The 9727-nt window shown below is 71.5% G+C and carries 5 protein-coding genes; 2 read left to right on the top strand and 3 right to left on the bottom strand.

What is annotated here, in order from left to right:
- Positions 1-317 precede the first annotated feature (317 nt).
- A complete protein-coding gene (locus tag E6R18_RS07495; protein ID WP_136316045.1) occupies positions 318-4697 on the top strand; it encodes an ATP-binding protein in 4380 nt (1459 codons plus the stop codon).
- A 434-nt stretch (positions 4698-5131) separates the two neighbouring features.
- Here the strand turns inward: E6R18_RS07495 and E6R18_RS07500 are convergent, their stop codons facing one another.
- The 3 genes from E6R18_RS07500 to E6R18_RS07515 all read right to left on the bottom strand — a co-directional run bounded on the left by E6R18_RS07500 (position 5132) and on the right by E6R18_RS07515 (position 8888).
- Positions 5132-5389 (bottom strand): hypothetical protein, encoded by a 258-nt coding sequence (locus E6R18_RS07500; RefSeq protein ID WP_136316046.1) that lies wholly within the window; start codon positions 5387-5389, stop codon positions 5132-5134.
- A 506-nt stretch (positions 5390-5895) separates the two neighbouring features.
- On the bottom strand, positions 5896-6642 hold the full coding sequence (locus tag E6R18_RS07505; RefSeq protein ID WP_136316047.1) for a VWA domain-containing protein: 747 nt from the start codon (positions 6640-6642) through the stop codon (positions 5896-5898).
- Between the two features lie 993 nt (positions 6643-7635).
- A protein-coding gene (locus tag E6R18_RS07515) for an IS3 family transposase (RefSeq protein WP_136316064.1) occupies positions 7636-8888 on the bottom strand; the annotation gives its coding sequence in 2 pieces (ribosomal slippage) (positions 7636-8546 and positions 8546-8888; 1254 coding nt in all).
- Between the two features lie 136 nt (positions 8889-9024).
- Between E6R18_RS07515 and E6R18_RS34720 the strand changes: the two genes are divergently transcribed.
- Positions 9025-9727 (top strand): DUF6531 domain-containing protein (locus E6R18_RS34720; protein ID WP_240799631.1); only part of this gene is annotated, 703 nt, incomplete at its 3' end.

The raw sequence follows: 9727 nt of genomic DNA on the forward strand, positions 1-9727 counted from the left end.
AACGGATCGGAGGTGAGGTGCGGGCCCGCACCCCGGGCTGTGCCGGCGTGAGACACCAAGGTGCGGCCGGGCCGCGCGGGGTCGTAACTCGTCCGAGGTCGCGGACGGAAACGGGCATCGGACCGCAGATGCGCGCAGGTGAGGAGCGCGGGCGGGAAACTTGCGCGATGTCTCGTTCATCAGCCCCCGCCGCCCCCGGTGCCTGCCCTACGCTGGGACATCCGCTTCGTACCGGGGGACGCGTGGTGACGGAACGACAGGGCCCGAGGACAGGGGCCGGCCGGGGGCCGCGCCGGGGCGGCGGCACGACCGAGTTATTGCGGCGATCGCTGGCCCGCCTGTACGACGAACTGCACCGCTCTTCCGCCACCGACCGGCAGGACCCTCTGCTCGCCCGGCGCACCGACCGGAACGTGTGGGAGCGGCTGCGCCGCGAGATCGTCGCGCGGATGGAGCTCGACCGGGAGCAGGGGCGGATCGCGGCCCCCGACCGGATCCCGGTACTGACCGAACAGACCTTCCGCACCCTGCGCCGGGACCTGGACGCCGACTGTCCGCTCAGCCTGGACCGGCTGCGGGTCTTCGAGGCCGTGCTGGCCATCGGCCGGGTGGGCGGCAGGCTGCCCGGCCCCTGGACGCAACGGGCCGGCGAACTCCTGGCCGCCGATCCGCCACCGGCCCGCCGGGCCGGCGACGGCGGCAGAAGTCACCACACGTACCTGGAGAACGCCAGTGACAGGGCGCTCACCCAGGCCGGCGGCCTCAGCGGCCCCGACGCAGTGGCTCTGGCCGACGTGTACGTGGTCCGCGGCCAGGAAGAGGCACTGGCGCGACGACTGGAGGAGGAGGCGGCGGCGGGGGAGCCGGGCCGGCCTGTCCAGGTCGTTCTCGGTGAGCCGGGCACCGGCAAGACCAGCATGCTGTGGTACCTGGCGACGACGCTGCGCGGACGCAGGGCCGCTGCGGCACCCGTCGGCCGGCGCACCGGGCCCCCCTCGGCGGAGCGCCGCCGCGGGGCGGTCCTCTCCCCGCGCCTGGTGCGCGGCGAAGACCTCCTGGACCCGCACGGTGGTCCGCGACTGCTGGAAGCGCTCGACGCCTCCGGCAAGGCACAGGCCCGGCGCGGCCGGATCGTGCTGCTCGACAGCGCCGATCTTCTCCTGCGCGCCGAGGACGGCCGGACCCGGCTGCGGCGGGTGGTCGAGCTGTGCCAGGGCCGGGGCACGCCGCTCACGATGACCTGCCGTACCCGTGACCGGGCACAGCTGGAGGATGTCCTCGACGGTGCGCCGCTCGCCGTGTCGACGCACGTGGACGACTTCCGTTTCGACGGCGAGGTGGAACGCGCCGTCACCACGTACTGCCGCCACTACCTGCCGGAGGACATCCGGCGCAGCACGGCCGACAACCTGCTCGCGGGCGCCGTGCGTGGTCTGCCCGTGCGGGAGGTCGTCGCGCGGCCCCTGACCCTGCGAATGCTGGTCCAGGTCTACGACCAGGGCATGGACACCGCCGAGATCGACGCCGGACTGGTCTACGACACCTACTGGGAACGCCGGGTGGCCAGGGACCGGCGTCATGGCGCGGAGGTCGTGGCGGACGACAGGGACCTGTCGTGGCCGGCCCAGGCCACCGCGCGGCTGATGCTGCACGACGGCACGGTGGCGCTGCCCGCCGTCGAACTGGCGAAGCGCCTGCCGGCCGCCGACGCCGGACCGGCGGGCGGCGACCCGGCCGAGCAGGTCGCGGTCCTGGAGGGACGCGGCGTGCTCACCCGTACGAACCCCGCGGCCGGCAGGCGCACCGCATCCCCCGCCGAGACAGTGTCCCTGGCGGACACGGCCTCCACTTCGTTGCCTGTCTCCTACGCGGGCGCCGCCCCGCCCGTGGCGAGCGCCGGCAGCGAAGGGCCGGCCGGCGCGGTGCAGTTCTTCCACCAGACCCTGTACGAGTACGCGGCCGGGCGGTGCGTGTCCCAGCTCGCCGACGAGGCCGGACTGTCGTACTACCAGGCGCTGGAAGCGCACCTGACGAGCCATCCGGACGACTTCCTGCGCGCCTCGGTCGCCGAGCAGGCGATCGTGCAGGGGGTACGGCTGACCGGCGCGGCGCGCGAGGAGGCCACCGGCCTGCTGCTGCGCCTGCTGGCCAGCACGGAGGCGGACCTCCAGGTCATCGCCGTGCGCTGCTACGCCTTCCTCCCGCACCTGTACGTCCACGAGCGCGAACAGATCCAGCGGTATCTGCGCGAGGCGGTGCCGCGGGCAGTGGCCGAGGAACTCCTGGCGATCCTGCCCACCCGCTGCCATCCCGCCCCGGAGGTCGTCACCGCCGACCTGGCCGACATCCTGCGCCGCCACCCCGCACTGCGCCAGCGGGTGCTGGAGATGCTGTGCCGGTTCGGCGGAGTGGAAGCCAAGGCCGCCGGGGCGGTCTGGTCGCTGCTGCACCAGCTGTGCGCCGACCACCGAGGATGCCTGAACCGGCCCGTGAACGAGGGGGATCCGCCACCCACGGGATGCGGCGGCGAACTCTGCCTCTGGTCGTGGCTGGTCCGGCTGGACGGCAACAGCGCCACCAGCCACGGCAATTTCGCCGCGCGGCTGGTCGACGTACTGGCCGAACACCACGGTGTCTGGGGCCTCGCCCGCATGCGCGAACTGCTCGCGCTCGCCCAACGCGACGCCCTGCGGGGCCAGGTGCTGCAATGCCTGCCGGCCATTCACCGCAGGCGGTGGAAGGCCGAATGGGCGAAGCTCATGGACCACGCGGCCGAGACGGCGGCCCGGCTCGGATCCGGGCGGCCGGGCAGGCCCGGCGACTCGGCCGACACCGGCGGGGCGGACACCGCGGGCGGCCAGGAGATCCTGGACGCCTACTGGTACGAGGCGGCGGCCGACGGCCGGGAGCCCCTGGCCGTCCTGCGAAGCCTGGCGGGGGAGGGGGGCCGGCCCTTCGACGTTCCGCCGCCCCGGCTGCGGGGCGTCCTCACCCGGCTCGGAGAGCGTCTGCGTACCGTGCGGACGCCGAGCGAGGTGCACCGCCTGCTGGACGAGGCGGTGGCGCTGTGCGCGGGTACCGACCGCACCGAACAGGTCGCCCGAGCCCTGCTGCCGCCCCTCCTCGCGGACACCGGGCCCGACCGCGACGCGTGGCTCCCGACCGACCGTGCTACCTGCCCGGACCGCACGGAGCAGGGTGAGGGGACCCGCGCCGCCGAGCGCTGGTGCGCCCACCAGCTCACCTTGTTCGTCGACAGCGGCTACCAGCATCCCGCGGCCCGATTCGCCGTCGCGGGACTGGCACGGCTCGCGCCCGCCCACGCGGCCCGCCTCGTGCCGTGGTCACCGGCGGCGCGCCCCTCGGGCCACCCGGGCGGCCGCCCGTGGGGCGAGGCCCGGTGCGACGCCGTCTGGCTGGCGCCGGGCGGCGCCGTGCGCCTACTCGTACCGCTCGCAGCGGCCGGCGATCACCAGGCCCTCGCCGCGCTCGAACGGTGGCGGGCCCTCGAACAGGCCCACCACGACCAGCTCGTGCGCGGCCGCGACGACTGGCCGCGCGACCACGGCGGCCGGCCCTGGCACGGCGCCCCGCGCACCGGCATGCACAAGGTCCTCCACCCGGCGCTCGCCGATCACGCCCCGGCCAACCACACCCTGGTCGCGGCGGCGTTGCGCCGCCGGATCCCGCCCGCGGACCTACCTTGGCTGGCCCAGCTCGCCAAGGCCGCCGCCGACCGGCCGGACACCGACTCCGCCGCCGGCGCCAAGGCGGTCCTCACCCGGTACGGTCCCGACCTTGCCGCCTGGTGCTCGGATCTGTGGGACCGGACCCTCCCGTGTCCCGACGACAACGCCAAGGCCGCGGCGCTGCGGCTCTGGGGCGACCTGGTGCGGCTGGGCGCGGCCGAACGCCCCACGCTGCGACGGCAGACGAAGCTGGCCGAGATCCTCGGCGACGGGTGGTGGCAGCGCGCCGCCGTGGTGTTCCGGCACTGGAACGGCCTCGCGGCGACCGCCACCGCCGACCGGGCCGGCGACCCGGACTGGGCAGGGCTGGACGCTGCCCTGGCGGCGGCCGCCGACGCCTTCCCGGGGCGGCAGCAGGCCATCGCCCCGCTGCGGGCCTTCCTGCACTGCCGCTTCGCCCCACTGACCGGCCCCGACGCGGTCACCGCGGCCCTGGCCGCCGCGCGCGCGGAAGTACGGGGAGCGCGCACGACCGCCGACATCCACGCCTGCGGGGCCGGGTTCCTCGCCGAACGGCTCTGTGCGGTCGACCCGGCGGCGGCAGTCTCGGTCACCGTCATGGTCGCCGAGCGTGTGGTCCGGGCCTCGGCCGGCCGCGGCGTCCCGCACCACGTCACACGCCTCGGCTGGAAGTGGCAGAAACCGCTCACCCGGCTCGCCACCGACGCCGATCCGGCCCAGTGGCACACGCTGCTGGCCGGCCTCGCGAACGGCCCGCTCGCCGTGCTCCAAAAGGCCCTCGACCTGGCCGCGGCACACCGCCGCGACGAGGACCTCCGGGCCGTCGCCGAATCCGCGCTGGCCGCCGGCCCCTATCGTGACGAGGCACTGGCCGGCCTGCGCGACGCCGCGATCCGTCACCGTCGCACCCCCCTGACCGAGCCTCGCTGGCCCGCCATCCTCGACCCGGCGGCGGCCGTCTCCGTGGCAGCGGGCCTGGACGCATAGCCGGATCCCTGGCCTCGGGGTCCGAACAGCTCGTCGTGCTTGATCACTCGTACCGGCAACCGGCGCGGAAGCACTCGGCCGCGAAGGCGTGGTTCATCATCGGGCGCCACACCGCCCGGCAGCTGCTCCGGTGAGCCGAGCCGAAGGCACGGGGGCCCGTGGTACGTAACTTGGCAGCCCGAGGGCACTGCGCTGCGCTGACGTGGCCCCGATCCCGCCGCGGACCTGATCGGCTACTGCGACGCGAACATTGCCAGGAGTCCGGCTTTCATCGGCCACACGCACCGTGATGAGACCGCGGGCCAGTTGGCACAGGCCCCGAGTCGTGCGCATCGCACGCGCCCGGACACGCGCCGGCCCGGGGAAGAGCAGCCGGCGGCAGTCACCCTCCCCCGGCTGACGTCGCTACCGCGCCGGCATCGAGCGAGAAACGCTCAGCACAGGGCCAACCCGTCGAACTGCGGGGCGAGACCGCGCTTCGTCTTGAACTTCTGGCCGGGCTTGAGGGTGTTGCAGTCGGAATCGGGAGCGAAGGACCACACGACCTTGACCCGCTTCGTCGTGGAGCACTTGTTCGTCACGTAGGCCGTCTTCGAGATGGTTCCCTTGTCGACGTTGACCTTGACGCACGTGGGGGCCGCGGCACTCACCTGGACGCCGCCGGCGGACGCGGCGTGGGCCGTACCGCTCATGGTCAGCAGGGCGGCACTGGCGATCCCCGTGCGTGACGAGCGGCTGAAGGACTGACCCGCGTCCCCACCGTCGGTCTTCCTGCATCTGGAAGGAACGGGGCGATCCTCAAGGACGAGAAGGTGCCGCATGGCGGGGACGAGCCATGTGGCACTTCACTGGTAGTCCGTCGGTGCGTCCCGGTAGCGCACCATCTCCGGTGGAGCTGGGCGTGGACGTCGCTCCCCGGCGTTGCCGACGTCCTGCCGGAACGGCTGGGCCGGCTGGACATGCCTGCTCGTCGGTGAACGCCCGGCCCCCGCCTTCGCGACCGACCAGCGCGCCTCTTGGGCGCAGCCGCCCGTGCTGAGAGCGTGCCGGTGACGGCAACCCGCAAGGGCTTGACAGGTCGGTGTTGCCGCACTGGACGGCGCTCATTGCGGGCACTGGATCTCGGGTGCGCTGCTTCCTTCTTCGGCCAGCGTGGGCTACAGGCCGGGCCGGTCGGCCCGGCCTGATACCGACAGCTCTACGCCAGGACGCCTGCGGTTCGGGCAGCGGCTATCCATTGAGGGAATTCCTGCAGAAGCTGATCAAAGAGCTGGTCGTCGTGGACGGCCCCGGGGGTGCGGCCGGCATGGAAGAAGCCTGCGTTGTCGACTATGCGACGGGCTGGAACAGCGAGGGTGTCGAGTTTCCGCAGGAACGCGAACTCGTTGGCATCCGGATCACCGAACCCGATGAACTGCCAGAACAGCGGAAGGCGAGCCGCCTTACAGAGGTACCGTTCCGCGGCGAGCTTGCTGGACGGCCCGCCATCGGTCTGGAAGACCACCAGGGCAGGGGCACTGCTGCCGGAGGCCATGTAGTGGTCGATGACTTCGTCCATCGCCCAGTGGTAGTTCGTACGGCCCATGTGGCCCAGGTTCTCGTGCAGCTTGTCGATGTGACCGTGGTGCCGGCCCAGCACGAGATCCGTGGATCCGTCGACGTCCGTGGAGAAGAACACCACCGGCACGATGCCGTCGTCATCAAGGTGCGCCGACAGCGACAACACCTGCTCGGCCAGGTGCTGCATGGTGCCGTTCCGGTAGTAGGGCCGCATCGACCCCGAGCGGTCCAGCACCAGGTACACCGCGGCCCGCACGCCTTCCAGCCCATGTGCGCGGACACTGCTGCCTGCCGCCTTGTACAGGGGCACGAGATCAGGCGCGTGCTCAATTACCTTCGACAGACTGATAGCCGGAACACTCCGGTGGCTGGTTGATGAAGTCACCCCTCCATCTTGAAGCGACTTTCCTGCACACGCAGGGGATTCACCTCACGGCATCGAGGGTTTCCCCGTGTGCTGAGTACCGCGCATCCCTCTTACTGATCGTTTCAGAATGAGGTTCGGAGCTTGCGCAGGCAGATGATTGCACCGCCTGCGGTGCCCCGGCAGTGGCACCTTTCGGCGAAGAACGGTGCCCGATCACGGCAGACCACCTTCACACCGGGCCGTTTCGCGAGCCAAGCGGCCAGGCCGGACGCGTCCCGGTCGGGCAGCAGGTCCACTGGACGCCGGCTTCCGACGTCGACCAGGACGGTCCCGCCGATGCGGACCTCGGGCGGTCGTTCGGGATCCGACCACAGGCCCCGCGCAAACGCCAGGCCACCCGGCGCTCCTACCTGCGCAGCTGCCGACGGGCGTTGTCCATATGCCCGGGGGGTGCCGAACAGCTGCTCCTTGCCGGCGGCCGTGAGCACCGGCTCCGAGGTCTCCGATTTCCTCGAGGGTCGGGGACGTCGCCGCCGGGCGGTGTACGACCCGGGAAGGTCCTGACCCCCACGGGGGCAGGACAGGAGGTCTGAGGGGTGCTGCGGGGGAGGGGGACGGCGGATCGCAGGGTTCCTGGCCCGCGAACGGCTCGCGAGCAAGCTCGGCCGCTTCGTATCCGCCGTACAGCGTGCCGAACGAGGGTCGCCGCCTACTGCCGACGAATCTCTGACTCAGATCACTGGTCGGATCCGGCCATCTGTGAAGGATCCCTTCGTTGATCTTTCTCTCTTATGCGGCATTTATCCAGCCGCTTTGTGCTGGTTGCTGGTATGCGGGGTGAGGCCGGTTTCGGGGGCGTGTGCAAGGGAATTCCGGGGGCATACCCCCCGGGCTTTGTGTGGGAGCTGTGTGAGTCTGTGTGCGCCTGGTGGCCGCTGGGGCTGCTGGGATCGCCTTCCTGTGGGGGGAAGTTGGGCCTTCCCCCGCGAAAGTGGACACGCGTTCGGGTGGTTATGCGACCAGCGTGAGCTTATCGGACTCCTGCTGGTGCTGGTTTTCGTAGGCCATGGGGCTGAGGTGTCCGTTGGCGGAGTGGCTGCGGCGGGTGTTGTAGCGGGTGAGCCACCGGAAGACGGTGAGTCGGCAGAGTTCCGCGCCCGGGTAGTGGTGGGCGCCACGCAGGGTCCCCCGCTTGAGGGAGGCGTGGAAACTCTCGCAGGCGGCGTTGTCGGCGGAGGTACCGACCGCTCCCATGGACTGGGTGACGCCCAACTCGACGCATAGGTCGGCGAATTCACGCGATGTGTACTGGGCGCCGTGATCGGAGTGGAAGATCGCGCCGTTCAGGCCGCTGCGGGTGGCGGCTGCCATCCGCAGGGCCTGGGCGACGAGTTCGGTGCGCATGTGGGCGGCGATGGACCAGCCGACCACCCGGCGGCTGAAGCAGTCCAGGACAGTGGCCAGGTAGAGGAACTGGCCATCCCCGGTGGGGAGATAGGTGATGTCGCCCATGTACTTGACTCCTGGCGCGGGGGCGGTGAAGTCCCGCTGGAACAGGTCCGGGACAGGTGTCGCCGACGGCTCGGGGATTGTGGTGCGGGCCCGTCTGTGCAGGCGTATGCCCTGGATGGAGAAGTTGCGCATCACGCGGGCCACCCGTTTCTTGTTGATCTTGCGGCCGTCGGCGCGGAGCTCGGCGGTGATCCGCGGAGAGCCGTAGGCGCCGTCCGAGTCGGTGTGGACGGCGCGGATCTGTTCGGCCAGGGCATGGTCGGCGGCCTGCCGCGCGGTCCGCGCGTCGGCCCCGTCCCTCCACTTGTAGTAGCTGGACCGGTTCACGCCCAGCACCTGGCACAACCGCTTCACGCCGAAGGCGTCCCGGTGGTCGTGGACGAACTGGAAGCGGTTCACCAGTTCGTCTCGCCGGCGAAATACTTGGCCGCCTTGCGCAGGATGTCCCGCTCGGTGGCCAGCTTCCGCTCGCTGGCCTCAAGCTCGGCCACCCGGGCCTCCAGCTGCCGGATCCGCTCGTCCGGGTCGGGGGACGGTGCCGGCTGTCCTGCCCGGGCCTGCGCCGCCCCACCCGACCGAGGGGCCGCGGGGGCCACGCCTCGACGTTCCCGGTCCCGCAGCACCCACTCACGCAGCGTCGCCCTGTTGATGCCCAGGTCAGCGGCGATGCTCTTGTACGTCGCCCCGGGCGTGGACTCGTACAGGGCCACGGCATCGGCCTTGAACTCGTCCGAGTAGTCCTTCATCGCCATCGGCGGTGTTCTCGCTTCCTCCGGATCAAGCAGATCCAGTATCAGCGTGTCCACCACTCAGGGGGAGGCCCCGTTGATGTCTTCACGTGCCTTTGGCATGCCCTCTCGGCGTGCCCGCACGACCGTGCGCCATACGTTGACCGCGACGGCTTTGGTCCTCGCCCTGGGCGTTGCGGCTCTGCCGGCGGCCGCAGCTGATCAGCCGGACACCCCGGTTTCCGTCTGGGGGAAGAAGGAGCAGAAGCTGGAGCGGCCGCAGGTGAAGTCCGGTGTGAACCGGGCGCCCGCTACCGCGCCGTCAGTGAAGCCTTCGGGGGAGCGCGCGGCGTGGCTGGATGCCGAGTGGGAGCGTACGGACCGGGCGAGGGACGCGGCCGGTGCTGCCGCGCTGGCCCGCAAGCAGAACGAGGCTGCTCCGAAGGCGGCGCCGTCGGTCTCGGCGGCCGAGTCGGGCGGGGTGGTGCCGTTGGTGTGGGTGCCGCGGGGGCAGGGTGATGTGCCCTGGCACCGGATAGCGGACACACGGCTGACCGATGCGCTGGTGGTTCGGGTGGACTACTCGACGGGCAATCTGATGCTGGCCGGGACGGACTTCGATATTGCCGGGGTGGGGCAGAAGCTGCAGCTGGCGCGGACGTACAACTCGCTGGACGCACCGGCCGGGACGATGTCCCAGCGGGCCTGGTTCACCTACGAGCGGCGCCTGGACACCTTCTTCACCGACGAGGTCGAGTGGTACGACTCCACCGGTGCGACGGTGTCGTTCAAGAAGAAGAGCGACGGGTCGTTCACTACGCCGGACGGGTATTCGCGGGACCTGGTGAAGAACAGCGACGGCA

It is taken from the genome of Streptomyces sp. A1277 (genome assembly GCF_004795015.1).
GTDB lineage: Bacteria > Actinomycetota > Actinomycetes > Streptomycetales > Streptomycetaceae > Streptomyces.

What these genes read in the sequence shown, in the direction of transcription:
- E6R18_RS07500 (WP_136316046.1), bottom strand. Translation starts at nt 5,389, where the DNA reads ATGAGCGGTACGGCCCACGCCGCGTCCGCCGGCGGCGTCCAGGTGAGT.